The following is a 25,720-nucleotide window of genomic DNA, read 5'->3' as shown; positions in this document are numbered from 1 at the left end:
TAGCTTTTTACTTAACAGGAGGGCCACATGCTCATTCACCAGATCCTTAAAGATAAATCACTGGCGGGTGTTGCGACGGTGAAGCCCGGCAGCAAAGTTGCGGATGCTGCGAACCTTCTCTCTGAAAAGAAAATCGGTGCTGTGATTGTATCCGAAGACGGTGTTCGCCCGGCCGGTATCTTGTCGGAGCGCGACATCGTGTCAGCGTTGGGAAAAGTAGGTACAGGATGTTTGGATCAGCCCGTGGACGACCTGATGACATCCGAATTGATCACCTGCGCGCCTGGTGACCGTGCAATTCAGGTTTTGCAAACGATGACAGAGGGCCGCTTTCGCCACATGCCTGTGCTTGAGGGCGAAGAAATGGTCGGTTTGGTCTCGATCGGTGATGTGGTTAAGGCGCGTCTGGACGAGTTGTCGCAGCAGGCCGATGCACTGAAAAACATGATTATGGGGTACTGAGGCGCATTCAGTAGGAATACGCTGCGGTGCGGAAAAAACTTGCAATGACGTGCCTATTATTGTTGCGTGCGCCCATCGTAAGGAGGCCTGATAATGCGCGTCGGACTATATCCCGGTACTTTTGACCCCGTCACTTTGGGGCACACCGATATCATTCGGCGCGGCTGCGCTTTGGTGGATCGACTGGTGATCGGGGTCGCGATCAACACTGGGAAAGGGCCCATGTTCTCGTTGGAAGAGCGGGTCGCGATGGTCGAAGCCGAATGCGCGCAACTGAGCCGTGAGACGGGCACCGAGATCGTCGCACATCCGTTTGAGAACCTTCTTATCGACTGTGCCAAAGATGTTGGAGCCCAAATCATAATCCGCGGCCTTCGGGCTGTGACGGATTTTGAATATGAATATCAAATGGTTGGCATGAATCGCGCGATGGACGATAGCGTCGAAACGGTTTTTCTGATGGCAGAGGCTAAGTACCAAGCGATCGCGTCGAAACTGGTGAAGGAGATTGCCAAGCTGGGGGGCGACGTCTCGAAATTCGTGACGCCAGAGGTGAAGCATCGGCTTTTGGCGAAGATTGGGTGAACTGCTGCAAGGGTTATGGTAATGGCGCCATTTCCAAGGCGGATTGTCGACCCACCGGGGGAAGCACAGTGATATGGCGTGCCGCCCAGTCCCATTGAACCTGCCAAGTACCTAAGGCTCCCTTTTTATTCTTGATAAGTTTCCAAGACTGTCGTGGTGAATTGGATGGGGCGAAAATGGGCGCGCAGTGCCAGCGAGTCTCGGTCGCATTGCATCCCATTCCTTCAGGGATAATGCAAAGGCTGGTTGATTTTCCATCCCGTGCCGCCAGTTGAAGGCGGCGGCCTTCGGTCAATCCCACCGGCTTACTGATCTCAGTCACCACGAAGGACACAGCGAAGCTTCCTTGGTGACGGCCTGCGGGGTCGTTAGAAACAAAAAAGCCGGGGTTGATCCCCGGCTTTCTGCAAGACGTAATTTTGGCTTATAGGTGCTTGGCCATTTCAACCGCGGTGTCGAGCATCCGGTTAGAGAAACCCCACTCGTTGTCATACCAGCTCAGCACGCGCACCATATTGCCATCCAGAACTTTGGTCTGATCGACGGCGAAGTTTGATGAATGCGGGTCGTGGTTAAAGTCGCTGGATACCAACGGGCGGTCCACAATATCGAGGACCCCTTTCAGCGGGCCGTTTGCGGCGGCAATTGCGGCCGCGTTCACTTCGTCTATCGTGGTGTCGCGGGCGGCTTCAAATGTCAGGTCCACACAGGATACGTTCGGGGTTGGCACCCGAATGGCAACACCGTCCAACTTACCTGCCAACTCGGGCATGACCAAGCCGACCGCGCGGGCGGCCCCAGTGGTGGTTGGGATCATGCTCATCGCGGCGGCGCGGGCGCGATAAAAGTCCTTGTGTAGCGTATCCAGCGTTGGTTGATCGCCGGTGTAGGAGTGGATTGTGGTCATGAACCCCTTGTTGATCCCGATGGCGTCGTTCAGTGCTTTGGCAACGGGAGCCAAGCAATTGGTGGTGCAGGATGCATTCGAGACATGCACGTCGTCCGCTGTCAGCGTGTTATGGTTCACACCGTAAACGATGGTCTTGTCAGCCCCCGACGACGGTGCCGATACGAGAACACGTTTCGAACCGTTGCCAAGATGTACGAGCGCCTTGTCGCCGGTGAAAATGCCGGTGCACTCCAGAACAATGTCGACATTCTTCCATGGAAGGTCATCGGGATTGCGAATGGCGGTCACGGCCATTTTGCCAGTACCCGCATCAATCCAGTCATCGCCAAAGGTGACTTTATTGGGGAAACGACCATGTACGCTGTCGAACTGCAATAGGTGCGCGTTCATCTCGACCGAACCAAGATCGTTGATCGCAACCACCTCGATATCCTTCCGGCCCGCTTCATGCAGGGCGCGCAGCACCAGTCGCCCGATACGCCCAAACCCGTTGATAGCCACTTTGACAGTCATAATCGTCTTCCTTGCATAAGGGGCGCACGCCAAATCGCTCAGCCGTGCCAGCTTGCCTGTGTGAGCGCTAACATCAACATTTCACCGAAAAGGTCAAGAGCGGATCGGATCACAGGGCGGTGAAACGGTGCAGGCTGGCCTAGCGCCAGAAGGCGATCCATTCGGTAAAGGCGAGGAATTTCTTGGACAGAAACAACAGTGCGGCACCATCAAAAAAAATCAGGTCTGTACCAATCAGGCCGACAATCAGAAGCCCAAGATATAGCGCGATCTGGTTGGTCATCTTTGCTCCTGCATCGGTGCGGGCAATGTTGCAATGGCTGCGGGGGCGGGGCAAGGGCAAAAGAAAACCCCCGCCACGTTAACAGGGCAGGGGTTAATAAATCTGAAAGAGGGATGGCTCAGAACGATCCCATTTTCACGGCAACATCTGCCATGCGGGTCGAAAAGCCCCATTCGTTGTCATACCAACCCATGACCCGAACGGTGCGGCCTCCGACGACTTTGGTTTGGTCTGGCGCAAAGATCGAGCTTTGTTCGGTGTGGTTGAAGTCCACCGAAACCTTGGGCTCCGGATCATATCCCAACACGCGCGACATTGCGCCTTCCGACGCTTCACGTACGATTTGGTTCACTTCCTCTACGCTGGTGTCGCGTCCCACTTCGAATGTCAGGTCAATGGCCGACACATTTGGGGTCGGCACGCGCATCGCGGTTCCGTCCAAGCGGCCAGCCAGTTCTGGCAGCACCTCTCCCAACGCTTTAGCAGCGCCGGTCGAGGTTGGGATGATCGCCATCGCTGCCGCGCGGGCGCGGTAGAGGTCGCTGTGGCGGCGGTCCAGCGTCGGCTGGTCGCCGGTATAGGAGTGGATCGTCGTCATGATGCCGCGTTCGATCCCCAGCGCCTCGTGCAGAACCTTGGCCAGCGGGGCCAGACCGTTGGTGGTGCACGATCCGTTTGAGACCATGTTGTGATGCGCTTCAAGTTCTTTGTCATTCACGCCCAAGACGATGGTTTTTTGCACGTTCTTTGCTGGGGCCGAGATCAGAACTTTGCGTGCGCCTTGTTCAATATGGCGTTTGGCCTTTTCGCCATCGTTGAAGTTGCCGGTGCATTCCAAAACAACGTCGCAGCCGGTCCAGTCCAGTTCGCCCATATCGTAGGTCGACATCATTTGCATCGGGCCACGACCGACATCCAATGTGTTGTCGCCGACAGCGATTTCATTTGGGAAGCGGCCGTGAATGCTGTCGTATTTCAGAAGATGCGCGGCTGTTTCCAAAGGCCCGGTCGCGTTGACCTTGACCACATTGATGTCATTGCGCCCCGATGCAGCGATTTGTGCCAGAGTGCAGCGGCCAATTCGGCCAAACCCGTTGATGCCAACAGTGACAGTCATTGTGTCTTCCCCTCAGATTCTGGCGCGCTGGCCACAAGACTTTGGGCTGATATACCGTTCCAGACGCCTTCGCCCAACCCGGAAAATGCGTTTGACACCAGCTTGTTAGCGAAAACATGGCGCTGGTTAGGGACGTTAGCGCAAACGATCTTGGTGGCTTGCATGTAAAATGTTTCACGGCCAAACGCTTCACCCCGGCTGCGAAAGTGATTAAGCTCTCCGGCGAGGCAAGCAAAAGGCAGGTGTCATGAGTGGTTTGATCGCGCTTCTGGATGATGTGGCGGGTATTGCGAAAATAGCGGCTGCGTCGATTGATGACGTGGCAGCGCAGGCGGCAAAAGCGGGTGCGAAAGCAGCTGGTGCGGTGATTGACGATGCCGCTGTAACGCCGAAATACGTTCAGGGGTTTGAAGCCAAGCGCGAACTGCCGATCATCGGCCGTATCGCCTGGGGATCGATCAAAAATAAGTTGATCATCCTTTTGCCCATCGCTTTGCTCTTATCCTCGTTTGCACCATGGCTAATCCCCCCGCTTTTGATGCTAGGCGGCGCTTATCTGTGCTTTGAAGGGGCCGAGAAGGTTTGGCATGTCCTGTTCCCGCATGAACATAAGTGGGACCACGCCGAACATGAAGAAGGCGACCCGGCACAACTGGAGGAAGAGAAGATCGCCGGTGCGATCAAAACCGACTTCATCCTCTCAGCCGAGATCATGACCATTTCGCTTGCGGCAATCCCCGAAAGCAACATTTGGATGGAAGCCGCGACCTTGGCCGTTGTTGCCATCGGCATCACCGTGGCTGTCTATGGGTCAGTGGCGCTTATCGTGAAGATGGACGATTTTGGGCTGCTATTGGCGGGCAAAGGTAGATTGGCGGCAACGCGAGCCTTGGGCCGTTGGATCGTCAATGCGATGCCCAGCTTTATGAAACTTCTGCTGATTATCGGTACAGCCGCGATGATCTGGGTCGGCGGTTCGATCATCATTCACGGTCTTCATGAAATGGGCGTGCACCAACCCTATGAATTCATTCACCATATTGCGGTCGAGGCGGCGCACGCCGTTCCCAGTATGGCGGGTTTTGTCGAATGGGCGGTAACAGCCACACTGGACGGCATCATCGGCCTTGTGCTTGGCATTCTGATCATTCCGGTCGCGACCCGCGTGATCGGGCCGGTCTGGCAGGCGGTGTTTAAAGGGAAGGCTTAGCGGGCCGGCCTCTTGCCAGCAGGAACAATCCGCTGGCGACAATGATGGCGCTTCCCAACAGTGTCCAGAAATCTGGCCGTTCGCCGAATACGGCGACGCCAAGGATCAGTGCGAACAGTAGGCGCGAGTATCGGAATGGGGCTACGACAGATAGTTCTCCGACCCGCATAGAGATGGTCAACGCGTTGTAGGCGATCACGCCGACCAGCGTTGCCAGCCCAACCAGCAAGAGACTGCGGAGGGTGGGGGCCGCGACCTCGCCCGAAACGAGAAGCAAGACCAGCCCCGAAAACGTGAGCACGATAAAGCCAGCAACACCCAATTGCGCAGAGGACATGGTCACCGGGCTTGCGCGTGTCGCCAAATCGCGCCCGGCAAAGCCGATCATGCCCAGCACAGCCAAAATCGAAAGCGGATCAAAATCATCGAAACCGGGGCGCAAAATCATCAAAACGCCACCCAACCCGACAAGAATGGCCATCCAGCGCCGCCATCCGACCGTCTCGCCAAACACGAAAACAGCACCCAGAGCCACGACAAGGGGCGTGGCCTGCAAGATCGCAGACGCGCTTGAAAGCGGTGTTAGAACAATGGCGAGCGCATAAAACAGGCGGCCCGACACCTCAAAGCCCGACCGGATGATCAGCACCTTTCCAAGCAGGGCGGGGTGGAAGGCCCTGTCACCTTGCAAGCGGGCCATCGCTATAAAAACCAAGGTTCCTGCAATGCCAAGCATGGTGACGGCTTGTCCGATTGGGATGTCTTGTGCGGCTGCCTTTAATGCCATGTCCTCCAGCGCGAAGGTGGCCATCGCCAAGACCATGAAAACAGCACCGCGTAGATTGTCACTCATTCATGTTGTCCCTGTTGATCCTAGGCCCATGTCATCATGCAGCCGGCACAAAAACGCCCCGCCAGTGATCTGACGGGGCGTGCTTGTCGGAGGTGTTACAGGCCTACCCCAAAAGGTTCTTTGCCTGTGTGACAACGTTTTCTGCTGTGATGCCGAACTTCTCAAACAGCGTCGCTGCGGGGGCTGAGGCGCCAAAGCCCTCCATCCCGACGAAAGCCGCTTTGGCTTCGCGACCGCGTTCGCCCAGCAGCCAGCGATCCCAACCACTGTCACGAACGGCGGCCTCGACGCCGACGCGCACCGGGCCCGGAGGCAGCACTTTGCGACGGTAGGCTTCGTCTTGCTGAGCGAATATCTCCATACACGGCATCGAGACCACGCGGGTTCCGATACCTTCAGCCTCAAGCGCCGCACGGGCGTTCATTGCCAGCGACACTTCCGAACCGGTGGCAATCAGGATCACCTGACGCTTGCCTGCCTCGGCGTCGGCCAACACATAAGCGCCCTGTGCGGTCAGGTTCTTTTGTTTGTAATCCGTGCGAAGGGTCGGCAGGTTCTGACGGGTTAATACCATGGTCGACGGCACATCCTTAGAAGTCAGCGCCAGTTCCCATGCTTCAGCCGTTTCCACAGTATCCGCTGGGCGGAAAGTATAGCTGTTGGGCGTCGCACGACAGATCGCCAGATGCTCCACCGGTTGGTGGGTCGGGCCGTCTTCGCCAACCCCGATAGAATCGTGGGTCATCACGAAAACGGTTGGGATTTTCATCAAGGATGCCAAACGCATAGCAGGGCGGGCATAGTCGGTGAAACAGAAGAATGTACCGCCATAGGGGCGCATGCCACCATGCAGGGTCATCCCATTCATCGCAGCCGCCATACCGTGTTCGCGGATGCCCCAGTAGATATAGCGCCCCTTGCGGTTGTCGGTATCAAATACCCCAAGATCGCCGGTCTTTGTGTTGTTCGAACCTGTCAGGTCAGCGGAACCGCCGATGGTTTCTGGCAATACGGGGTTGATCACCTCAAGCGCCATTTCCGATGACTTGCGTGTCGCCACGGTGGGCTGCTCTTCCGCGATCTTGCGTTTGAGTTGACGCACCGCTCCCCCAAGTTTCTTTGGAACGTCCAGTGCGTAGGCGCGTTTGAATTCGGCTTGCTTGCGCTCGCTGATCGAAGCGAAACGTGCCTCCCAATCGGCGCGTGCCTCTGCGCCTTTGGCCCCAATGGCCTTCCAGGCTTTTTTTACGTCTGCTGGAACTTCGAAAGCGCCGGCCGGTGCGCCGTAGACCTTTTTTGCGGCCTTTAGCTGCTCGGCATCCGTCAATGCGCCGTGACCTTTCGACGTATCCTGCGCTGCATGGCCCAAAGCGATATGGGTTTTGCAGGCGATCATCGACGGTTTGCCGGTGGATTTGGCTTTGGTGATTGCGGCATCGATCTGCTCAGGATCATGTCCATCGATCTCTTGCACATGCCAACCAGAGGCTTTGAAACGCATCACCTGATCTGTGCGATCTGACAGCGAGACCTTGCCGTCGATGGTGATATCATTGTTGTCCCACAGCACGACCAACCTGGCCAACTGGTGACGTCCAGCAAGGCCGATGGCCTCTTGGCTGATACCTTCCATAAGACAGCCGTCACCCGCGATCACATAGGTATAGTGATCGACGATCTTTTTGCCGAACCTTGCGCGCTGGATCTCTTCGGCCATGGCGAAACCGACGGCATTCGCGATACCTTGACCCAGTGGGCCGGTTGTCGTCTCGACGCCAGACACATGCCCGAACTCGGGATGGCCTGCGGTGATGGCACCCCATTGGCGAAAATCTTTGATCTGGTCGAGCGTCACATCCGCATAGCCAGTCAAATGCAATAGAGAATAGATCAACATTGATCCGTGGCCAGCCGACAGGATGAACCGGTCGCGGTCTTCCCAGCGCGGCGCTGCCGCATCAAATTTCAGGTGATTTTCATAAAGCACTGTCGCCACATCGGCCATGCCCATTGGCATGCCCGAGTGGCCCGAGTTTGCAGCGGCAACGGCGTCCAGCGTCAGCGATCGGATTGCAGCGGCTTTTTTCCAGTGATCGGGGTGGGTCTTACGAAGCGTGGCGATGTCCAACGGTCAACATCCTTTGGAAAAGTTGCAGTTGGACCCCTGATAACAGCCGTGCGCCACGGGTCAAGCGCGCGTGCATGTCACCTGCCAAGTGCTTGGAAAAGAACGAGGGGCGCATTTCTATCTGGGGTCGGCTAAGATCAACATATGGACACACGGGGCCGATTCGCCCGAATGCCTTGTGTTGTCAGCACGACAGGCATGTGACAAATTTGGGCGAGTAGAATGGTTCAGGGCAGAACATGAGTGATATTTCCGAACTGGAAACCCGCATCACCACCGCGCTTGAGCGGATCAGCACAGGCCTTTCGGCGCTGGCCCCTCAGTCGGACGGAGCGGAAGAAGAACTGGCGCGGTTGAAAACCGAGCTGGAAGACGAGAAAACAGCCAATAGCCAGCTGGATGAGCGTATGGCCGCATTGCAGCAATCTCATTCAGATGGGCTAGGCAAAATGCGTGGTGACATCGAACGTGCGGCCACGCAATTATCGGCAGACGAGGCGATCATCATGAAGCTTCGACAAGCGAACGCGGACCTGCGCGCAAACAACGATGCTTTGCGGCAGGCGGTCAGCGATGGTGTCGCCGATCCTGATCTTGTTAACAGCTCCTTGCAGGCCGAGCTCGAAGGTTTGCGTGTTGCGCAGGCCGCCGATCGTGCCGAGTTGGATGCGGTTCTGGGAGAGCTCGGGCAATTGATTGCCGAAAATGACCCAGGCGCGCCTAAGGCTGCCTCTTCCACGCCCACTGAAAAGGAGGGGACCGATGCCTGAAGTCGCCATTACAATCGGCAAACGGACGTTTGAAGTAGCCTGCCAAGAAGGCGAAGAACACTTTCTGACCACGGCGGCGAAGATGCTGGACAACGAAGCATCCGTCCTTGTGAGCCAGATGAGCAATCTTACGGAAAGCCGGATGCTCCTTATGGCCGGGTTGATGTTGGCGGACAAAACCGCGGGGATGGAGGATAAGGTCAAACTGTCCGATCAGCGCGTCGCCGATCTCGAGGCGCAGATTTATGCGCTGCAAAACGCCGCCCCGCAAAAGGTCGAAGTGCCAGTGATCCCCGACGCGGTGACGGACACCCTGGCCGAGATCGCCGCCCGCGCGGAAGCCATGGCTGCTGAAGTCGAAGACAAAGCAAAAGCCGGCTAACTGCCTCAAAACAAAAAGCGCCCGACACTTGATCGTGACGGGCGCTTTTTCTTGTCAAAAATATCCCGGGGGTGATGCAAATCCTTGATTTGCATCGGGGGCAGCGCCCCCAAGCCGGGCGATCAACCGTTCGCTTCGCGAATTTTGTCAGCGGCTTCCTTGTTGTAGTCGACACTATTGTCATCAAAGAGCGTGTCCAACTCGCCCGACAGCGTCATCTCGGTGATGATGTCGCAGCCGCCCACAAACTCACCTTTGACGTAAAGCTGAGGGATGGTTGGCCAGTCGGAATAGTCTTTGATGCCGGAACGAATTTCTTCGTCTGCAAGCACATTTACATCTGCGAAATCAACGCCCATGAAGTTCAGCACACCAGCCACGCGGGATGAAAACCCACACTGCGGCATCTCTTTCGTGCCCTTCATATAAAGCACCACGTCATTGGCTTTGACGGTTTCGTCGATACGGGTTTTAGCGTCGGTCATTTCTTCATTCCTTTGCGATTTCGGCACTCAATCCGAAGAGCCACCTGAACAGTCTGTCGTTCCGATACCAATCAAGGTATTGTTGCCTTGAATGCTACTTTCATTCATTACAGGCGCGTTTCTTTTCTGGTTGTAGCCTTTGTTTTGCTTTGCGGCTGGGTACTTCACTTTTATCCACATTTTGAAGATGGAGGCCGCCACGACAATCACCGAAAATAAAAGCCACCACATCCAGAAGGACATTACTCCGGCACCTTCGTTGTCAGCGCTAGCGCGTGCAATTCTCCCGAGTCGATCTGCGCACGCACGGTCGCGTTTACAGCGCGTTGCTGTTGCACTCGGTTCATGTCGCGAAAGCTTTCGTCCACGACCTCGGCCGCCCAATGGTTTCCGTCGCCTGCCAGATCGGTGATGGTGATCTGGGCGTCGGGAAAACCTGCGCGGATCAGGTCTTCGATTGCGGATGCTTCCATGGCCATGTTTAGAACCTCGTTGGTGTTTCACCCCAATCTAAGATCGGGGGCAGGGGGCTGCAAGGGTTAGCGGCGTGTTGCGGCATCTCGAAAATTGGTCAGCACCGCGCGGGCGTCGTTTAACAGGCCGGCCTCTTCGGCGTCCGCGAGTGCATCGGCGCTCCACGCGGTTGCGGGAAGAAGGCGGTCCAGCATGGCTGTGCGTGCCTCCTCTTGCGGGACGGAAAGGGGCAGTTTCTCGGCCACGCGAAAAAGCTCGATCATGTCACAGATGGCACGCATCCGGCGGTAGGCCTCAGCAATGGCCTCAAGCGTTTCGCGATCCTTACGCCAGCGTTTGCGTGGGAAGATGTGGGTCATCACATAGGGGCCAGCGCCTTTACAATCGAACCGCGCGCAGCCCGGAAAGCCTTGATCTTCAAGGGTTTCGTGGATGCGGCACAGATTGTCATTGCCAAGGTGTCGGCAGGGGGCAAGCGCACGTTTGTCGAAGGCGAAATCGTCGCCTGCATCAAACCCTGGGGCCACGCAACACAGACCTGCGCAAGATGCGCAGTCAGACACCAGCGCGGACACGTCCTGTGGGTCGGATGCGGGCGTCATGGCTTAGCGATGTGCCTGATCAAAGCCGGTGCGGAAAATCTCGGCAAGCTCGACCAACGGAGCCTCGGATCGGCTCATCTTGACCGTATCACCCGTGAAACGTCCAACTGACGCGATGGGAACGCCCGCGCGTCCCGCTTCGATCATCAACGCTTCAGCCTGGTCGAAGTTACACGCCACCAGATATCGCGCCTGATCTTCTCCAAAGAGCGTTGGGGTGTCCGACGCGTCCAGAACGACACCAACGCCACCTGCTTCGGCCATTTCAAAGGCTGCAAGGGCCAGCCCGCCATCAGACAAGTCCGAACACGCCTTTATCAATTCGCGATTGGCGCGGATGAAGTCGCCGTGGGCCTTCTCTGCCGCAAGATCCACATGCGGCGCGTCTCCGTCTTCGCGGTTGAAGACCTCGGCAAGCAGGGCGGACTGTCCAAGGTGCCCATGAGTTTCACCGATAACCATGGCCACGTGGCCGTCGCGTGCAATGCCACCAATCATGTCGTCGAGGCTTTCCAGAAGGCCGACGGCGCCAATGGTCGGAGTGGGCAAAATACCTTGCCCGTCTGTTTCGTTGTAAAGCGATACGTTGCCAGACACGATTGGGACGTCCAAAGCGGCCACGGCCTCTCCGATGCCTTTGATCGCGCCCACGAACTGCCCCATGATCTCGGGTTTTTCGGGGTTACCGAAGTTCAGGTTGTCGGTCGTGGCAAGGGGTTTTGCGCCAACGGCGGTCAAGTTGCGATAGGCCTCGGCAACGGCTTGTTTACCGCCTTCGAACGGATTGGCTTTGACATAACGAGGGGACACATCGGACGTGAACGCAATCGCTTTGTCGGTGCCATGAACGCGTACAATACCTGCGCCCAAACCCGGTGCGCGGACTGTGTCGGCCATAACCATGTGGTCATATTGTTCATAGACCCATTGTTTGGCGGCGTGGTTTGGGGTGCTGATCAGCGCTTTTAGCCCGTCAATTGGGTCAATGTCGGGCACATCGGAAAGCGGCTCTACGGCGGGGGTCTCGACCCATGGTCGGTCATATTCTGGCGCGCGACCCGAGAGCGGCGACAGTGGCAAGTCAGCCTTCACCTCGCCGTTGTGTATGATTAAAAAGCGATCTTCGGCGAGCGTTTCGCCCACAATTGCAAAGTCCAAGTCCCACTTTTCGAACACTGCCCGGGCTTCGGCCTCTTTCTCGGGCTTCAATACCATAAGCATACGCTCCTGGCTTTCTGACAGCATCATTTCATATGCTGTCATGTCGTCTTCGCGCTGAGGAACGTCTTCGAGGTTCAGTTTTACCCCAAGACCACCCTTGTCGCCCATTTCCACGGCTGAGCAGGTCAGCCCCGCTGCCCCCATGTCCTGGATCGAGATCACGGCACCGGTCTGCATCAGCTCCAACGTGGCTTCCATCAGGCGTTTTTCGGTGAACGGGTCGCCAACTTGAACGGTTGGGCGCTTGTCTTCGATCGTGTCGTCAAACTCTGCTGAGGCCATCGTCGCGCCACCAACCCCATCACGACCGGTTTTTGCGCCGAGATAGACGACAGGCATGCCAACACCGGAGGCTGCAGAATAGAAAATCTTGTCTGTGTCTGCCAAGCCCGCCGCGAAGGCATTCACCAGGCAGTTGCCGTTATATGCGGGGTGGAAGCGAACTTCGCCGCCCACATTGGGCACGCCGAAACAGTTGCCGTAACCGCCGATGCCTTCAACGACCCCGTTCACCAACTGTTTGGTTTTTGGGTGATCAATCTCGCCAAATGACAGCGAATTCATCGCCGCGATGGGGCGCGCGCCCATGGTGAAGACATCGCGAAGGATGCCGCCCACACCGGTCGCCGCACCCTGATAGGGTTCGATATACGATGGGTGGTTGTGGCTTTCCATCTTGAAGACCACGGCCTGTCCGTCACCAATATCGACGATGCCAGCGTTTTCGCCAGGGCCGCAGATCACTTGGGGACCGTCTGTCGGAAGGGTGCGCAGCCATTTCTTAGAGGATTTATAGGAACAGTGTTCGTTCCACATCGCTGAAAAAATGCCCAGCTCGGTGAATGAAGGCTCGCGTCCAATGATTTCGAGGAGCAATTCGTACTCGTCCGGCTTTAGGCCGTGTGCGGCAATCAGGTCCTCGGTGATCTTTGGCTCTTGCATACCCATTTCCCCCTTAGGCTGGCTATGCCCGGCCTTGTAGGCGAAGGGGGGGCATTGGGAAAGGGCAAAGACGCCTTGTTTTCCACGAAGAATGGCGTGAAAGCAAAAAAAAGGCCGGGCAGAGCCCGGCCAAGTCCAACAGGGAGGTAAAAACCGACTAGAGCGAATGCTCGACCATCGGCTTTGAATTGAAATTAGGGGTGCATTGCTGTTGGATCAAGGGAAATTGCTGCATTGCGGCTATGCGGAAAACGCATGGCTCGGCGCGAAAAATGGGACGTAATCGCTATTAGGTAGAGCCAATCTCCAAGATTGCGTGGGTTTTGAACGGGTTAAGGAGTTCGTTCGGTCGACCATTGTATACCGTACCGGGTTTTGTCGATCGGGCTGTGTTGCAAAGAAACATCAAATTTATTGGATAAAACCAACTGCGCAATGTAGGCGGAGCTATGACTTTCGATTTTTTCTGTGTTCGATCAGCTCTTCAATGACGAAATCTCGGAACGCCTCGATACGTTTTGATGCTCGCAGTTCCTCGGGATACGCGAGAAATACCGGGATCTCGTTGCTTTCAACTTCGGGCAACACACGCTGAAGTTCTGGCATGTCCTGCGTGACATAGTCGGGCAGAACGCCAATTCCCAAATTGTGCAAGACCGCTTGGAGCACGCCGAAATAGTTGTTCACGGTAAGCAATGATTTCACATCGTTGGTTAAGAGCTCTTGGACCAGCGTTGCACCAGCCCGGACCTGCGCAGACGAAGTGTTTTGGCAAATCAGACGATGATCAGACAGATCGGCAAGCGTTTCGGGCGCACCGTGTTCTTCAAGGTATGTCGGTGTCGCGTATAGGCGCATATGGACATCCATCAGCCGTTTGCGGATCAGGTCCGCCTGGCTGGGTTCTTTCATACGGATCGCAATGTCGGCTTCGCGCATCGGCAGGTCTAGTACATGCTCTTCCAGCATCAGATCGATTTTTAGGTCGGGATATTTCTCGTATAGTTTCGGTAGGCGCGGGGCCAACCAAAGCGAGCCGAAAGCGGTTGTGGTGGTGACGCGCAGTTCTCCGAACACTTCTTCTTTGCTGTCGCGAATACGGGCAACGGCGGCCTCGATGCGCTGATTGATCGCGCGCGAGGCGTCAAACAGAAGCTCACCTTGTTCGGTTAGAATCAGTCCACGCGCGTGGCGGTGGAACAGAGTGGCGTTCAAACTTTCCTCAAGCGCGCGAATTTGACGAGACACCGCAGATTGCGACAGATGCAACGCATCGCCCGCATGGGTCAGCGACCCCGCATCTGCCACCGCGTGAAATATTCTGAGCTTGTCCCAATCCATCACGAAAGAACCGTTATTTGTTAGCGCTTTAAGTTTGCACAGTGTTACCATCAGAAACGTGATGATTTCCAGCACGGATTGTGATGTCAAAAGAATTGATAGGTCATAATATTTGACCTATAATTCCAATCAATCCAGTTAAGACTGTAACGTATTGGGAGGTGCGTCATGGGCAAGCCAGATATCACTCTGCATGACCGATTTGATCTGACGAAGGACCATGTGCTTCTGAACGGCACGCAAGCCTTGGTGCGGTTGATGCTGATCCAGAAAGAGCGTGATCGACGTGCAGGGCTAGATACTGCGGGCTATGTCACCGGTTATCGGGGCTCTCCCTTAGGGGCGGTAGATTTGTGGATGGGACGGTCCAAAGGCGTACTGGCACCCAATGACATCAAATTCCATCCCGGTTTGAACGAAGATCTTGCGGCAACCGCGCTTTGGGGCAGTCAGCAAGCAGAGCTGCGCGGCGAAGGCACCCATGATGGGGTGTTCGGTTTGTGGTACGGAAAAGGTCCGGGCGTAGATCGTACCGGAGACGTTATGCGTCATGCCAACATGGCAGGCACCAGCCCATTAGGCGGTGTGCTGATGGCGATGGGGGATGATCACACCGGAGAAAGCTCGACCGTGTTGCACCAGTCTGACTGGGCAATGGTCGACGCATATATCCCGGTTCTTAGTCCGGCTGGCGTGCAAGAAATTCTGGACTACGGTGTCTACGGCTATGGGTTGAGCCGTTTTGCCGGTGTTTGGGCAGGCCTGAAGGTGATGAAGGACACAGTCGAGGCGACGTCCGTTGTGGATGGCCGCCCTGATCGCATGTCACTGGTCTCACCCAAATTTGATTTGCCCGAGGGCGGGCTGAATATCCGCCTGATTGATGATCGCATCGTGCAGGAAGCACGGATGATTGATCACAAACGCTTTGCCGCCGAGGCATATGCGCGCGCGAACCGGATCGACAAGCGGATGTGGGGCAAGCCCGGGGCGAAGATCGGGTTTGTTGCTGCCGGGAAGAACTGGCTTGATTTGGTTCATGCGCTCAGCCTGCTGGGCATTGACTCCGACGAAGCAGAGCGGTTGGGCATTTCGACCTATAAGGTTGGTCAAACCTTCCCGCTTGATATGACTTCGTTTCATGAATGGGCCGAGGGTTTGGACCTGATCATTGTGGTCGAAGAAAAGCGCAAATTGATCGAGGTGCAGATTAAGGAAGCGATCTTTGATGATCGGCGTGGGCGGCGGGTTTACGGCTGGCACAAGGGGGATACCTGGGAGAATGGGCGCCGGTTGGAACTGTTCCCCACACGCTATGCGCTCGACCCGATCATGATTGCTGAAAAAATCGGTGGGATTTTGATCGAGGAAGGGCGTGGCACCGAATCCGTGAAGGCGGGTCTGACGATGTTGGCCGACGCCAAGAGCGCGGACAATGCGCCTGATATTGCGGCGCGGTTGCCCTACTTTTGTTCAGGATGCCCGCACAACACGTCGACCAAATTGCCGGAAGGTAGCAGGGCGTTTGCGGGGATCGGGTGTCACTATATGGTGCAGTGGATGGACCGCTCAACCATTGGCTCGACCCACATGGGCGGCGAGGGGGCGAACTGGATTGGTGAGGCGCTGTTTTCGACGACCGAGCACGTCTTCCAGAACCTCGGCGACGGGACGTATAATCACTCGGGCATTTTGGCGATCCGGGCGGCGTTGGCCGCTGGCACCAATATCACCTACAAGATCCTTTACAATGATGCCGTTGCTATGACGGGCGGGCAGACCAACGAAGGCGGTTTGGATGCTGTTCGCATCGCGCAGGAAGTGAAGGCGATGGGTGTTGAACATGCCTTCATGGTCTATGATGACAAAGAAGGCGTTGACCTGTCGGCATTTCCAAGCGGCATGTCGCATCATACGCGTGATGAGCTCTTATCGATCGAAGAGAAGTGTAAAAGTATCAAAGGTGTATCGGTCATTCTTTACATTCAGACTTGCGCTGCGGAAAAACGTCGCCGCCGCAAGCGCGGATTATTTCCGGATCCTGATAAGCGCGTGTTTATCAACACAGATATTTGCGAAGGCTGCGGGGATTGTGGCGTACAATCCAACTGCGTCTCGATCGTACCGGTCGAAACCGAGCTGGGTCGCAAACGTGCCATTGATCAATCGAGCTGCAATAAGGATTTTAGCTGCGTCAACGGCTTCTGCCCAAGCTTTGTGACGGTCGAGGGGGCGAAACTAAAGAAAGCTGCCACCGCCGAGATTGACCTTCCAGACCTTCCGGATCCCACTTTGCCCATCATCGACGGTACGTTTAATGCTGTCGTTACCGGGGTTGGAGGCACCGGGGTCGTCACCATCGGCGCCATCATGGCACAGGCAGCGCATATCGACGGCAAGGGTGTGGGTATGATGGAGATGGCTGGGCTGGCCCAAAAGGGTGGCGCGGTCACCGTGCATGTTCGGTTGGCGAACAGGCCCGAAGACATCTCGGCCATACGTGTCGCGACCGGTGAATGTGACGCCCTGATCGGGTGCGAACTTGTCGTTTCGGCGGCGTCCACGACGCTGGGGCTGACCAAGACGGGCCGCACGGGCGCGGTGGTTGATAGCCACGAGACCGTGACGGGTGAGTTTACGCAGAACACCGATTTCACCATTCCAGGCGATCGGCTTGAACTTTCATTGCAAGCCCGTTTGCGTGAGAAGCTTTCAATGTTCGACGCAACTGAACTTGCCCGCGTTTTGATGGGTGATAGCATCTTCTCGAACATGATGGTGTTGGGGGCAAGCTGGCAGGCGGGCATCGTGCCCCTGACATATGGTGCTTTGATGCATGCCATCGACCTGAACGGGCAGGCAACCGAGCGCAACAAACGCGCGTTTGAACTGGGGCGCTGGGCGGTATTGTATCCTGAAGAGGCCGACAAACTCGTCGTTGGAGAGGTTGTTGAAAAGCCCAAGACACTGGCTGAGATGATAGATTTTCGCACGGATCATCTGGTTGAATATCAGGGCAATTCTCTGGCCAAACGCTATCGTGCGCTGGTCGAGCGAATGCCCGAGGCGTTGAAGGAGCCGGTGGCGAAAAGCTATCATAAGCTGTTGGCCTATAAGGACGAATACGAGGTTGCCCGTCTGTTGTGTGATACACGCGCAAAGGCCGAGGCCGAGTTCGATGGAGAGCTGAAGCTCACCTATCACCTCGCCCCGCCGATGCTTGGCGGGATAGATGCGAATGGTCGGCCGAAGAAGCGTGGCTTTGGAAAATGGTTTGAGATCGCAACCCCTTGGCTAGCTCGCGCAAAATTCCTGCGCGGCACGGCATTCGATCCGTTTGCTCGTACCGAAGAACGCAAATCGGAACGCGCACTGATTGCAGAGTTTGAGGCGGATATGGAACGGTTACGTGTTGGGTTGTCCGATCACAATCAGGCCGTCGCGCTGCAGCTTGCCGAACTGCCTCAGAGCATTCGCGGCTTTGGACCCGTGAAGGCCGCCAATATCGAAGCGGCGATGCTAAAGCGCGCAGACCTTTGGTTACAGTTCGATGGGGACGCATCTGCGAATGTAGCCGCCGAGTAACACCTGTGGGCAGATTGTTTGGCGATGCGGTATGGGGCTGATACAAGCGGGTCTAAGTAGGTTGCTCAAGCAAGGACCCGTTCAGATGAGCCGACAAATTGCTCGCGACATCTCATATGCGCACAGTGCCGAAACGCGGCCGGGGCGGGCGCTCATTCGTGTGATGGAGAATGCCACCGGGCGGTTGCGGCTGATCAAACGTGCGGAAGGCTATAATCGAGAGGTCGCCCGGGGTCGGGATTTCTGGCAGGTGATGATCGAACGCTATGGCGTGTCATTGGATGTGGTCGGCGGAAGCTTGGACCTGATCCCCAAAACTGGTCCGCTAATCGTTGTGGCCAATCATCCTTACGGGATTCTGGACGGCCTGGTCATGGGGCATATTCTGATGCAGATCAGGGGCGACTTTCGAATTCTTGCCAACGAGGTATTTTGTAACGCCGAAGACCTTAATCGGGTGGTTTTACCTGTGGATTTTGCACAATCTCGCCAAGCCTTGAAAACCAACCTGGCAACTCGAAATGCGGCTTTGCACTATTTGGATCAGGGCGGGGCAATCGGCGTGTTTCCGGGCGGAACGGTGTCTACTGCGGTAAAACCTTTCGGCCTCCCATTGGATCCCGGCTGGAGGCGGTTTACGGCGCGTATGATCTCCAAGTCAAAAGCCACCGTGGTGCCTGTCTATTTTCACGGCCACAATTCGCGCAGCTTCCAGATCGCCAGCCATCTGCATTATACGCTGCGCATGGCGCTTCTGATACGCGAGTTCGGGCGGCGAACGGACAAGCCCGTTCAGTTGACAATCGGCGACCCGATCAAGCCAAGCCAGTGGCAGGAATACGCCAAAGATGCCAAATCGATGATGGATTTCCTGCGCGATCGGACCTATGCCTTGTCCGAGACCCCGGCGGCGAAGGCCGCCTATGGGTTTGAGTTTGAGGAAAGGCACAAGGCGTAAGGCGATGGCAGTAGGCGTTTTTGATTCAGGACTTGGCGGTTTGACCGTACTGGACGCCGTGGCGAAGCGGTTGCCGGAGGTTGATTTCGTCTACTACGCCGACAGTGCGCATGCGCCGTATGGTGTGCGTGATGCTGAAGATATTTACCAACTGACGACCCGCGCGGTCGAGGCGCTTTGGGATCAAGGTTGTGATCTGGTGATCTTGGCTTGCAACACCGCCTCGGCTGCTGCGTTGCGGCGGATGCAGGAAAGCTGGATCCCCAGCGATAAGCGGGTTCTGGGCGTCTTTGTCCCTTTGATCGAGGCGCTCACGGAACGTGATTGGGGGGACAACTCTCCCCCGCGCGAGGTTGAAGTGAAGCATGTTGCGTTGTTTGCGACACCGGCGACGGTTTCAAGCCGGGCGTTCCAGCGCGAACTGGCTTTCCGCGCCATTGGCGTGGATGTCGAAGCGCAGGCCTGTGGCGGTGTTGTTGACGCCATCGAAGATGGTGACTTGATCTTGGCTGATGCACTTGTGCGCAGTCATGTAGACGCGTTGAAACGCAAGATGCCAAAACCCGAGGCCGCCATTCTGGGTTGCACCCATTACCCACTGATGGAAACAGAGTTTCAGGAAGCGTTGGGGGCTGGCGTGAAAGTGTACAGTCAGGCAAATTTGGTTGCTGAAAGCCTGGCCGATTATCTTGTCCGTCATCCTGAGATGCACGGCGAGGGGAAGACCTCGAAGTTCCTGACCACAGGCGATCCGGGCCAAGTGTCCAATCGTGCCACCCAGTTCCTGCGACGAAAGATCACTTTCGACGCGGCCTGATTGCGGGCCGCCCACAAAAGCACTACATCTTTCGACGAACTCGCAGGAGGTCATGATGACCCACAAAATCGCTATTCTAGGCGCGTCTGGTTACACCGGCGCTGAACTTGTCCGGCTGATCGCCACACATCCGACGATGGAGATCGTCGCCCTGTCCGCTGATCGTAAAGCGGGGATGGAGATGTCGGACGTCTATCCGCATCTGCGTCACCTTGATCTGCCTAAACTGGTGAAGATGGACGAGATCGACTTCTCGACTGTGGATCTGGCCTTTGCCGCGCTGCCTCACGGGTTGTCGCAGGCTCTGGTGCGTGACCTGCCTGAGACAGTGAAAGTCGTGGACCTTGGCGCAGATTTCCGTCTGAGCGATCCGGCTGAATATGAAAAGTGGTACGGCGCGCCTCATGTCGCGGTCGAGTTGCAGAAAACGGCAGTCTATGGCCTGACCGAGTTTTATCGCGATCAAATCAAGGGCGCTCGGCTTGTGGCGGGCACTGGGTGTAACGCGGCGACGGTGCAATATGCGCTGCGGCCGTTGATCTCGGCCGGATTGATCGACTTGGACCGGATCATCTGTGATCTCAAGAACGGAGTGTCTGGGGCAGGGCGGTCGCTGAAGGAAAACATGCTGTTTGCCGAGCGCTCGACCGATGTGCAGGGCTATGCGCATGGCGGCAAGCACCGGCATTTGGGAGAGTTCGATCAAGAGTTCTCGGCCCTTGCAGGACGGGACGTGCGGATCATGTTCACCCCCCATCTTGTCCCCGTGAATCGGGGCATACTTGCCGATTGTTATGTGGATGGGGATGCCGGAGCGATACACGCTAAGCTTGTTGAGCAATATCAAGACGAGCCGTTTGTGACCGTGCTACCCTTGGGACAACTGCCCGGTATGGGGCACGTCACGGGGTCAAACCAATGCCATCTGGGTGTTGTGGGTGATCGTGTGCCGAGGCGTGCGTTGATCGTGTCCGCGTTGGACAATCTGTGCAAGGGATCGTCGGGCCAAGCGATGCAAAACGCGAACTTGATGCTGGGCGAAGATGAAACGACGGGGCTGATGTCACCACCAGTATTCCCGTAAGCCACTAAGAAGGAGCCTGTCATGGCCGGTCTTAAAAGCCTGAAAAAGACGCGACGGATCCAGATCATTGTTCTGGCCTTCGTGGCGCTTGCCCTGTCGACGGGGTTGATTGGCTACGCGTTGAAGGATGGGATCAACTACTACCGCTCGCCGACCGAAGTGCTGGCAGAGCCACCCAGCGTAGATGAGGTGTTTCGCATGGGCGGGCTGGTTGCCGATGGTACGCTGGTACGCGGTCAAAGTGAAACGGTCAGCTTTTCGGTCACCGATGGGGCAGCGGTCGTACCTGTGACCTATACTGGCGTATTGCCCGACCTGTTTGGTGAAAATCAGGGGATGATCGGAACCGGAAAATATGTGGACGGCGTGTTTCAAGCTTCTGATATTCTTGCAAAACACGACGAAGAATACATGCCGAAAGAAGTGCTCGATAGCCTTAAGGAAAGCGGTGTTTACGTCGAGCCGTCCTCTTGATTTGAGTTTTCTTAACGCTTCTTAACCAGCCTTACCCCGTGTTTGACATGCGGGGTAACGGCACCAATGAAAAGCGTTAAAGACATCGCCACCGAGATCATCGCCCGCGAGGGCGGTTACGTGAACGACCCGGACGATCCGGGATGCGCCACCAAATATGGTGTGACAATTCACACCATGCGCCGCCTTGGACTGGACCTGAACCGCGACGGGCGGGTGACGCCGGCGGATGTCAAAACACTGACCCGTGATCAGGCCCGCGACATTTTTCTGAAACACTATTATTACCGTCCACGATTGGACGAACTGCCCCAGCCGTTGCAAGCCAGCGTGTTTGATATGTACGTCAACGCGGGTGCGAATGCGGTGCGCTTGTTGCAAAAACTGTTTCGCAAGATGGGGTTCGAACTGTCGGTGGACGGTGCATTGGGGCCACAGACCCTTGGGATCGCGCAGTCCGCGATGGCCGACGCGCCGGATCATCTGGTTGATGCTTATGGAATCGAGCGACGGAACTACTACTACCGTCTTGCCGATGGCCGTCCCCGCTCGCGCAAATATGCGCGCAGGCGGGACGGGGGCAAAGGTGGTTGGATCACACGCGCCGAAGAATTCCTGTCCAAACGCTATCACCTTACCACTCAGGCACATCGCGAAAGGGTTTCAAAATGGGGTTGATTGGAAGCATTTTCAATGTGTTATTCGGGCCAGGCGGCAATGCGGTTCGCCAAACGGTCGAGGTGTTTCGCGAAAATGCCGAGGCTGCATCTGCGCGGGATACTGATGTTCAGATGGCCGCAATAGATGCGTTTCGCGCAGAGTTTGCAACGGCTCATACCGGGATGTTTAATCGCTTCATGGATGGTCTGAACCGCGTGCCGCGCCCGGCGCTCGCGCTGTCTACACTCGGCCTATTTTTTGCTGCGATGATTAGCCCAAGCTGGTTTTCGGCGCGTATGCAAAGCGTGGCCTTGGTGCCCGAACCCATGTGGTGGCTGATGGGCGTCATCGTGAGTTTCTATTTCGGGGCCCGTCACCAGATCAAAGGGCAAGAGTTCCAACGCGCGCTGGCTGCGTCTGTTGCTCGGGTCAACGCAGAAGAACGGCTTCAAGCGGTGTCGGTCTTTAGGCCTCCGGTGTCGGCGCCGGCTTCGTTACCAAAGTCGTCGAAAAGCGTTGACGTCTCTGACAACGCGGCGCTCGCCGATTGGCAAGAGGTGCGGCGTGGCCAGTGATCTGATTTTAAAACTGGTGGCCGAGCATGGCCCGTGGGTGCTGCTGGTCTTCTATTTGCTGTATCGCGATTTGCAGAAGGATCAGGCGACACGGGCGGTGCTGGACAAAAACTCTTCTGTCTTGGTTGAGATCACAACAATCATTCGCGAGCGTCTGCCTGCGGGCGGGGCAAGGGGACGATGATGGTGTGCCTTCGGCAGCTCAGGGCGCGGTTTTGGTCGATGCTGATTGGCCGCCGCTTTCGCAAATCACTTGAACGAAACGAACATGCCGCAGCTGAATTAGACGCTGCGGTCCGAGAGGTCTTGCAGAAATGAAACAAGCATTTGTGTTGATGATGTGCCTCGCGGTGATATTACAATTGGGCTATCTGCTGGCCGGTTACGATGCGATGTATCAGATCGGATATGGTGCGATCACCCTGATGGGGTTGATGATATCGCTGACATTTCTGTGGCTTTATGTGCAACGGGCAACGCCATTGGCTTTGGGAATGGCCTATAGCTGGTCCGGCGCAAGTCTGGTCCTTGGCTGGTGGTGGATCTTCGCATTGGCGGGCGAACCTGCAATGATGTCGCAAAGCGGAGCGCATTTCGTACCCTTGGCGCTTTATCTGTCAGGCGCGCTTCTACATTTCGGTGTGATTCACCGGTCCTTCGGGTGGCACGGCACCAGTTTTTTATGGCCGGTGTTAGGAGCGGTCGTGCTATCGACGCTCATATATCTGGCAGTGTGGCGGTATTTGGGCGTGACCTGACGCCGCAGAGGGCTAGGCCCCGCCTGCGACTCCCTTTAAGGTCGCGCTTATGATTACAGAGCTTGGACATTTTGCGCTGATACTGGCGCTGGGCGTGGCGGTCGTGCAGATGATCGTACCACTGATCGGGGCACATAAGGGCTGGCGCAGTTGGATGGATCTGGCGGTCCCAGCCGCGACCCTTCAGTTCTTGCTTATTTTCGCTTCTTTTATGGCGTTGACCTATGCGTTTGTGACGTCAGATTTCTCGGTTCGACTTGTCACGCTGAACTCGCATTCTGCCAAACCAATGCTCTATAAGGTGTCGGGTGTTTGGGGGAACCACGAGGGCTCCATGCTATTGTGGGTCCTGATCGTGTCGCTGTTTGGGGCGATGGCGGCGTGGTTTGGGGGGAATCTGCCCCAGCGTCTGAAGGCACGCGTGTTGGCTGTGCAAAGTTCCATCGCGGTTGCTTTTCTGGCCTTCGTTCTGTTCACGTCTAACCCGTTTTTGCGGATTGCGGCGCCGCCCTTTGATGGGCGCGATCTGAACCCACTTTTGCAAGACCCCGGTTTGGCCTTTCACCCGCCGTTCCTGTACCTTGGCTATGTCGGCCTTTCGATGGCGTTTTCCTTCGCCGTGGCAGCCTTGATCGAGGGTCGTATCGACGCCGCGTGGGGCCGTTGGGTGCGCCCATGGACCCTTGCTGCGTGGATTTTCCTGACCATTGGGATCGGGCTTGGCAGCTGGTGGGCGTACTACGAGCTTGGTTGGGGCGGGTTCTGGTTCTGGGACCCGGTCGAGAACGCGTCGTTCATGCCTTGGCTCTTTGCAGCAGCGCTTTTGCATTCTGCCATCGTGGTTGAAAAACGCGAAAGCCTCAAAAGCTGGACAGTCCTTCTGGCGATTTTGGCGTTCGGTTTCTCGCTCATCGGTACATTCATTGTGCGCTCGGGCGTGATAACGTCCGTCCACGCCTTCGCATCTGACCCCGAACGTGGCGTGTTCATCTTGATGATCCTTGCGATCTTCACCGGTGGCGCGCTTACACTTTTTGCCGCCCGCGCGGGCTCGATGGAGGCGCGTGGGGTCTTCGGCTTTGTCAGCCGAGAAAGTGCGCTTGTCGCCAATAACATCTTGCTGGCAGTGTCATCCTTCGTTGTTTTCGTGGGCACCATCTGGCCGCTGATTGGCGAGATTTTCGGCCGCAAAATCTCGGTCGGTGCGCCGTTTTTCGAAGCCGCTTTCACACCGTTTATGATCGTGCTGGCGTTGATACTGCCTGTGGGGGCTATGCTGCCGTGGAAACGGGCAAAACTGGGTAAAACGGCCAAAAAGCTGGTGCCTGCGTTTGTTTTGGCCGTCGCCATTGGGGCGCTGGTCTACGCGATGCAGTCGGGACGCTCGGCGCTTGGACCGATTGGGATGTTCCTTGGGACGTGGCTGATCGCCGGGTCTATAATAGACCTGATGACGCGGACAGGCAGAGGTGCCGTCGCAGCGCGCCTGTCGCGTTTGACACGCCTTCCACGTGCAGACTGGGGAAAGTTCACGGCCCATACCGGATTTGGGATCACGATTATGGGGGTCGCCGGGTTGATGGCTTGGGATATCGAAGACATTCGTGTGGCGCAGATCGGCGAGACTTTCGACGTTTCGGGATACGCGATCACGCTTGAGGATGTTGGGCGCGTCCGCGGGCCCAACTATATTTCCACCACGGCCACGATGAGCGTTCGGCAGGATGGCAAGCTTGTCGCCGAACTCCATCCTGAAAAACGTGTCTATCCGGTGCAAGCCATGCCCACGACCGAGGCTGCAATCTCCAATGGGTTCTGGACCGACATCTACGTTGTGATCGGTGATCCGCAGGACGCGGGCGGTTGGGCGGTTCGCACCTTCATCAAACCCTTTGCCAACTGGATATGGGCGGGCTCTATCATCATGGCGCTGGGTGGGTTGTTCAGCCTCAGTGACCGCCGGTTCCGCATCGCAGCGGGCGCTGCAAAAACGCCAGCCCGGGGGGTGCCTGCGGAATGAAGCAATACATTCTTGGGTGTGTCGCGAGTGCGGTGTTGGCCACCACCACTCCCGCCCTTGCCGTGAACCCCGACGAGGTGTTGGATGATCCCGCACTTGAGGCGCGCGCGCGCGGTATCTCGGCCGAACTGCGTTGTGTGGTTTGCCGGGGCGAGAATATCGACGAAAGCAATGCAGCCATCGCGCGCGACCTTCGCCTGTTGGTCCGCGAGCGGCTGGTCGAGGGCGACAGCGACGACCAAATCATTGATTTCGTCGTGGAGCGCTATGGTGAATATGTCCTGATGAAGCCCAACACATCGGGTGCGAATGTGATCCTTTGGGGGGCGGGACCCGCGCTGTTTACCTTTGCCCTGATCGCGGGCGGCCTTTACCTGCGAAAGCGTTCGCGAGCCAAAGACACTGTCGCGGATCTGTCTTCGGACGAAAAGGCACGGCTGCAGGAGTTGCTGGACGACTAAAGTCCAAAGAATTTGCCAAGTGACGGGGCGTTCACCTTTACCTGACTCAC

The 25,720-nt window shown here is 56.6% G+C and carries 27 protein-coding genes; 16 read left to right on the top strand and 11 right to left on the bottom strand.

The window, feature by feature from the left end:
- Positions 1-27 precede the first annotated feature (27 nt).
- Together V6N04_RS09665 and coaD are read left to right on the top strand one after the other, a co-directional pair.
- The gene (locus tag V6N04_RS09665) at positions 28-462 is read left to right on the top strand and encodes a CBS domain-containing protein (protein WP_371169934.1); all 435 of its coding nucleotides are present in this window, start codon (positions 28-30) and stop codon (positions 460-462) included.
- Positions 463-555: 93 nt separating this feature from the next.
- Positions 556-1,047, top strand: a complete 492-nt coding sequence (coaD, locus tag V6N04_RS09660; RefSeq protein ID WP_371169933.1) for a pantetheine-phosphate adenylyltransferase — start codon at positions 556-558, stop codon at positions 1,045-1,047.
- Positions 1,048-1,471: 424 nt separating this feature from the next.
- On the opposite strand, the gene gap (V6N04_RS09655) is transcribed toward coaD, so the two are convergent.
- From gap (V6N04_RS09655) to gap (V6N04_RS09645), 3 genes are all read right to left on the bottom strand, one after another.
- On the bottom strand, positions 1,472-2,470 hold the full coding sequence (gene gap, locus V6N04_RS09655; protein ID WP_371169932.1) for a type I glyceraldehyde-3-phosphate dehydrogenase: 999 nt from the start codon (positions 2,468-2,470) through the stop codon (positions 1,472-1,474).
- A gap of 139 nt (positions 2,471-2,609) precedes the next feature.
- On the bottom strand, positions 2,610-2,753 hold the full coding sequence (locus tag V6N04_RS09650; RefSeq protein WP_371169931.1) for a hypothetical protein: 144 nt from the start codon (positions 2,751-2,753) through the stop codon (positions 2,610-2,612).
- A gap of 118 nt (positions 2,754-2,871) precedes the next feature.
- Positions 2,872-3,870, bottom strand: a complete 999-nt coding sequence (gene gap / locus V6N04_RS09645) for a type I glyceraldehyde-3-phosphate dehydrogenase (protein ID WP_371169930.1) — start codon at positions 3,868-3,870, stop codon at positions 2,872-2,874.
- Between the two features lie 247 nt (positions 3,871-4,117).
- Between gap (V6N04_RS09645) and V6N04_RS09640 the strand changes: the two genes are divergently transcribed.
- Positions 4,118-5,080 (top strand): DUF808 domain-containing protein, encoded by a 963-nt coding sequence (locus V6N04_RS09640; protein ID WP_371169929.1) that lies wholly within the window; start codon positions 4,118-4,120, stop codon positions 5,078-5,080.
- Here the strand turns inward: V6N04_RS09640 and V6N04_RS09635 are convergent.
- Positions 5,064-5,933, bottom strand: coding sequence for a DMT family transporter (locus V6N04_RS09635; protein ID WP_371169928.1), 870 nt, complete (start codon positions 5,931-5,933; stop codon positions 5,064-5,066). The two genes, V6N04_RS09640 and V6N04_RS09635, sit on opposite strands and share 17 nt — an antisense overlap.
- A gap of 103 nt (positions 5,934-6,036) precedes the next feature.
- On the bottom strand, positions 6,037-8,061 hold the full coding sequence (gene tkt / locus V6N04_RS09630) for a transketolase (protein WP_371169927.1): 2,025 nt from the start codon (positions 8,059-8,061) through the stop codon (positions 6,037-6,039).
- Positions 8,062-8,300: 239 nt separating this feature from the next.
- On the opposite strand from tkt, the gene V6N04_RS09625 reads away from it, so the two are divergent.
- Complete coding sequence (locus tag V6N04_RS09625; RefSeq protein ID WP_371169926.1) at positions 8,301-8,831, top strand: hypothetical protein; 531 nt, start codon at positions 8,301-8,303, stop codon at positions 8,829-8,831.
- Positions 8,824-9,213, top strand: a complete 390-nt coding sequence (locus V6N04_RS09620; protein ID WP_371169925.1) for a cell division protein ZapA — start codon at positions 8,824-8,826, stop codon at positions 9,211-9,213. Before V6N04_RS09625 ends, V6N04_RS09620 begins: the two co-directional genes overlap by 8 nt.
- Before the next feature lie 122 nt (positions 9,214-9,335).
- Here V6N04_RS09620 and grxD read toward each other — a convergent pair whose 3' ends face one another.
- The 6 genes from grxD to V6N04_RS09590 form a co-directional block, all read right to left on the bottom strand.
- On the bottom strand, positions 9,336-9,698 hold the full coding sequence (grxD, locus tag V6N04_RS09615; RefSeq protein WP_371169924.1) for a Grx4 family monothiol glutaredoxin: 363 nt from the start codon (positions 9,696-9,698) through the stop codon (positions 9,336-9,338).
- 27 nt (positions 9,699-9,725) lie between these two features.
- On the bottom strand, positions 9,726-9,941 hold the full coding sequence (locus V6N04_RS09610) for a hypothetical protein (RefSeq protein WP_371169923.1): 216 nt from the start codon (positions 9,939-9,941) through the stop codon (positions 9,726-9,728).
- Positions 9,941-10,177: a BolA family protein gene (locus V6N04_RS09605; RefSeq protein ID WP_246935389.1), complete on the bottom strand. Its 237-nt coding sequence runs from the start codon at positions 10,175-10,177 to the stop codon at positions 9,941-9,943. Before V6N04_RS09605 ends, V6N04_RS09610 begins: the two co-directional genes overlap by 1 nt.
- Positions 10,178-10,237: 60 nt before the next feature.
- On the bottom strand, positions 10,238-10,774 hold the full coding sequence (locus V6N04_RS09600) for a hypothetical protein (RefSeq protein WP_371169922.1): 537 nt from the start codon (positions 10,772-10,774) through the stop codon (positions 10,238-10,240).
- Between the two features lie 3 nt (positions 10,775-10,777).
- The gene (gene purL, locus V6N04_RS09595) at positions 10,778-12,937 is read right to left on the bottom strand and encodes a phosphoribosylformylglycinamidine synthase subunit PurL (protein ID WP_371169921.1); all 2,160 of its coding nucleotides are present in this window, start codon (positions 12,935-12,937) and stop codon (positions 10,778-10,780) included.
- A gap of 447 nt (positions 12,938-13,384) precedes the next feature.
- Positions 13,385-14,278 carry a LysR family transcriptional regulator gene (locus V6N04_RS09590; RefSeq protein WP_371170004.1) on the bottom strand — a complete coding sequence of 298 codons (894 nt, stop codon included), beginning with the start codon at positions 14,276-14,278 and terminating at the stop codon, positions 13,385-13,387.
- A gap of 168 nt (positions 14,279-14,446) precedes the next feature.
- Here V6N04_RS09590 and V6N04_RS09585 point away from each other — a divergent pair, with 168 nt between their 5' ends.
- The 11 genes from V6N04_RS09585 (at position 14,447) to V6N04_RS09535 (ending at position 25,670) form a co-directional block, all read left to right on the top strand.
- On the top strand, positions 14,447-17,863 hold the full coding sequence (locus tag V6N04_RS09585; protein WP_371169920.1) for an indolepyruvate ferredoxin oxidoreductase family protein: 3,417 nt from the start codon (positions 14,447-14,449) through the stop codon (positions 17,861-17,863).
- An 85-nt stretch (positions 17,864-17,948) separates the two neighbouring features.
- Entirely contained in the window at positions 17,949-18,821 is an 873-nt protein-coding gene (locus tag V6N04_RS09580) for a lysophospholipid acyltransferase family protein (protein WP_371169919.1), read from the top strand.
- Positions 18,822-18,825: 4 nt separating this feature from the next.
- Positions 18,826-19,638 carry a glutamate racemase gene (gene murI, locus V6N04_RS09575; RefSeq protein WP_371169918.1) on the top strand — a complete coding sequence of 271 codons (813 nt, stop codon included), beginning with the start codon at positions 18,826-18,828 and terminating at the stop codon, positions 19,636-19,638.
- A 55-nt stretch (positions 19,639-19,693) separates the two neighbouring features.
- A complete protein-coding gene (gene argC / locus V6N04_RS09570; protein ID WP_371169917.1) occupies positions 19,694-20,722 on the top strand; it encodes an N-acetyl-gamma-glutamyl-phosphate reductase in 1,029 nt (342 codons plus the stop codon).
- 21 nt (positions 20,723-20,743) lie between these two features.
- The gene (gene ccmE / locus V6N04_RS09565) at positions 20,744-21,196 is read left to right on the top strand and encodes a cytochrome c maturation protein CcmE (protein WP_371169916.1); all 453 of its coding nucleotides are present in this window, start codon (positions 20,744-20,746) and stop codon (positions 21,194-21,196) included.
- A 66-nt stretch (positions 21,197-21,262) separates the two neighbouring features.
- Positions 21,263-21,874: a holin-associated N-acetylmuramidase gene (locus V6N04_RS09560; protein ID WP_371169915.1), complete on the top strand. Its 612-nt coding sequence runs from the start codon at positions 21,263-21,265 to the stop codon at positions 21,872-21,874.
- On the top strand, positions 21,865-22,431 hold the full coding sequence (locus tag V6N04_RS09555) for a holin family protein (RefSeq protein ID WP_371169914.1): 567 nt from the start codon (positions 21,865-21,867) through the stop codon (positions 22,429-22,431). The genes V6N04_RS09560 and V6N04_RS09555 overlap by 10 nt, the downstream gene beginning before the upstream one ends.
- On the top strand, positions 22,421-22,615 hold the full coding sequence (locus tag V6N04_RS09550; protein WP_371169913.1) for a hypothetical protein: 195 nt from the start codon (positions 22,421-22,423) through the stop codon (positions 22,613-22,615). Before V6N04_RS09555 ends, V6N04_RS09550 begins: the two co-directional genes overlap by 11 nt.
- 130 nt (positions 22,616-22,745) lie before the next feature.
- On the top strand, positions 22,746-23,189 hold the full coding sequence (locus tag V6N04_RS09545; protein ID WP_371169912.1) for a hypothetical protein: 444 nt from the start codon (positions 22,746-22,748) through the stop codon (positions 23,187-23,189).
- A 49-nt stretch (positions 23,190-23,238) separates the two neighbouring features.
- Positions 23,239-25,209 (top strand): heme lyase CcmF/NrfE family subunit, encoded by a 1,971-nt coding sequence (locus V6N04_RS09540; protein WP_371169911.1) that lies wholly within the window; start codon positions 23,239-23,241, stop codon positions 25,207-25,209.
- Complete coding sequence (locus V6N04_RS09535; RefSeq protein ID WP_371169910.1) at positions 25,206-25,670, top strand: cytochrome c-type biogenesis protein; 465 nt, start codon at positions 25,206-25,208, stop codon at positions 25,668-25,670. Before V6N04_RS09540 ends, V6N04_RS09535 begins: the two co-directional genes overlap by 4 nt.
- The last annotated feature ends 50 nt before the right edge of the window (positions 25,671-25,720 follow it).

Origin of the sequence: Aliiroseovarius conchicola, assembly GCF_041403445.1 — a bacterium.
Classification (GTDB): domain Bacteria; phylum Pseudomonadota; class Alphaproteobacteria; order Rhodobacterales; family Rhodobacteraceae; genus Aliiroseovarius; species Aliiroseovarius conchicola.
Note: the sequence above shows the minus strand (reverse complement) of the source record. Positions and strands in the feature narration are given on the sequence as shown.

What these genes read in the sequence shown, in the direction of transcription:
- V6N04_RS09605 (WP_246935389.1), bottom strand. Translation starts at nt 10,177, where the DNA reads ATGGCCATGGAAGCATCCGCAATCGAAGACCTGATCCGCGCAGGTTTT.
- V6N04_RS09590 (WP_371170004.1), bottom strand. Translation starts at nt 14,278, where the DNA reads ATGGATTGGGACAAGCTCAGAATATTTCACGCGGTGGCAGATGCGGGG.
- V6N04_RS09600 (WP_371169922.1), bottom strand. Translation starts at nt 10,774, where the DNA reads ATGACGCCCGCATCCGACCCACAGGACGTGTCCGCGCTGGTGTCTGAC.
- murI (WP_371169918.1), top strand. Translation starts at nt 18,826, where the DNA reads ATGGCAGTAGGCGTTTTTGATTCAGGACTTGGCGGTTTGACCGTACTG.
- V6N04_RS09650 (WP_371169931.1), bottom strand. Translation starts at nt 2,753, where the DNA reads ATGACCAACCAGATCGCGCTATATCTTGGGCTTCTGATTGTCGGCCTG.
- V6N04_RS09555 (WP_371169914.1), top strand. Translation starts at nt 21,865, where the DNA reads ATGGGGTTGATTGGAAGCATTTTCAATGTGTTATTCGGGCCAGGCGGC.
- grxD (WP_371169924.1), bottom strand. Translation starts at nt 9,698, where the DNA reads ATGACCGACGCTAAAACCCGTATCGACGAAACCGTCAAAGCCAATGAC.
- V6N04_RS09545 (WP_371169912.1), top strand. Translation starts at nt 22,746, where the DNA reads ATGAAACAAGCATTTGTGTTGATGATGTGCCTCGCGGTGATATTACAA.
- V6N04_RS09580 (WP_371169919.1), top strand. Translation starts at nt 17,949, where the DNA reads ATGAGCCGACAAATTGCTCGCGACATCTCATATGCGCACAGTGCCGAA.
- gap (WP_371169930.1), bottom strand. Translation starts at nt 3,870, where the DNA reads ATGACTGTCACTGTTGGCATCAACGGGTTTGGCCGAATTGGCCGCTGC.
- V6N04_RS09640 (WP_371169929.1), top strand. Translation starts at nt 4,118, where the DNA reads ATGAGTGGTTTGATCGCGCTTCTGGATGATGTGGCGGGTATTGCGAAA.
- V6N04_RS09560 (WP_371169915.1), top strand. Translation starts at nt 21,263, where the DNA reads ATGAAAAGCGTTAAAGACATCGCCACCGAGATCATCGCCCGCGAGGGC.
- V6N04_RS09585 (WP_371169920.1), top strand. Translation starts at nt 14,447, where the DNA reads ATGGGCAAGCCAGATATCACTCTGCATGACCGATTTGATCTGACGAAG.
- coaD (WP_371169933.1), top strand. Translation starts at nt 556, where the DNA reads ATGCGCGTCGGACTATATCCCGGTACTTTTGACCCCGTCACTTTGGGG.
- gap (WP_371169932.1), bottom strand. Translation starts at nt 2,470, where the DNA reads ATGACTGTCAAAGTGGCTATCAACGGGTTTGGGCGTATCGGGCGACTG.
- argC (WP_371169917.1), top strand. Translation starts at nt 19,694, where the DNA reads ATGACCCACAAAATCGCTATTCTAGGCGCGTCTGGTTACACCGGCGCT.
- V6N04_RS09540 (WP_371169911.1), top strand. Translation starts at nt 23,239, where the DNA reads ATGATTACAGAGCTTGGACATTTTGCGCTGATACTGGCGCTGGGCGTG.
- ccmE (WP_371169916.1), top strand. Translation starts at nt 20,744, where the DNA reads ATGGCCGGTCTTAAAAGCCTGAAAAAGACGCGACGGATCCAGATCATT.
- V6N04_RS09665 (WP_371169934.1), top strand. Translation starts at nt 28, where the DNA reads ATGCTCATTCACCAGATCCTTAAAGATAAATCACTGGCGGGTGTTGCG.
- V6N04_RS09535 (WP_371169910.1), top strand. Translation starts at nt 25,206, where the DNA reads ATGAAGCAATACATTCTTGGGTGTGTCGCGAGTGCGGTGTTGGCCACC.
- V6N04_RS09620 (WP_371169925.1), top strand. Translation starts at nt 8,824, where the DNA reads ATGCCTGAAGTCGCCATTACAATCGGCAAACGGACGTTTGAAGTAGCC.
- V6N04_RS09610 (WP_371169923.1), bottom strand. Translation starts at nt 9,941, where the DNA reads ATGTCCTTCTGGATGTGGTGGCTTTTATTTTCGGTGATTGTCGTGGCG.
- V6N04_RS09635 (WP_371169928.1), bottom strand. Translation starts at nt 5,933, where the DNA reads ATGAGTGACAATCTACGCGGTGCTGTTTTCATGGTCTTGGCGATGGCC.
- purL (WP_371169921.1), bottom strand. Translation starts at nt 12,937, where the DNA reads ATGCAAGAGCCAAAGATCACCGAGGACCTGATTGCCGCACACGGCCTA.
- V6N04_RS09625 (WP_371169926.1), top strand. Translation starts at nt 8,301, where the DNA reads ATGAGTGATATTTCCGAACTGGAAACCCGCATCACCACCGCGCTTGAG.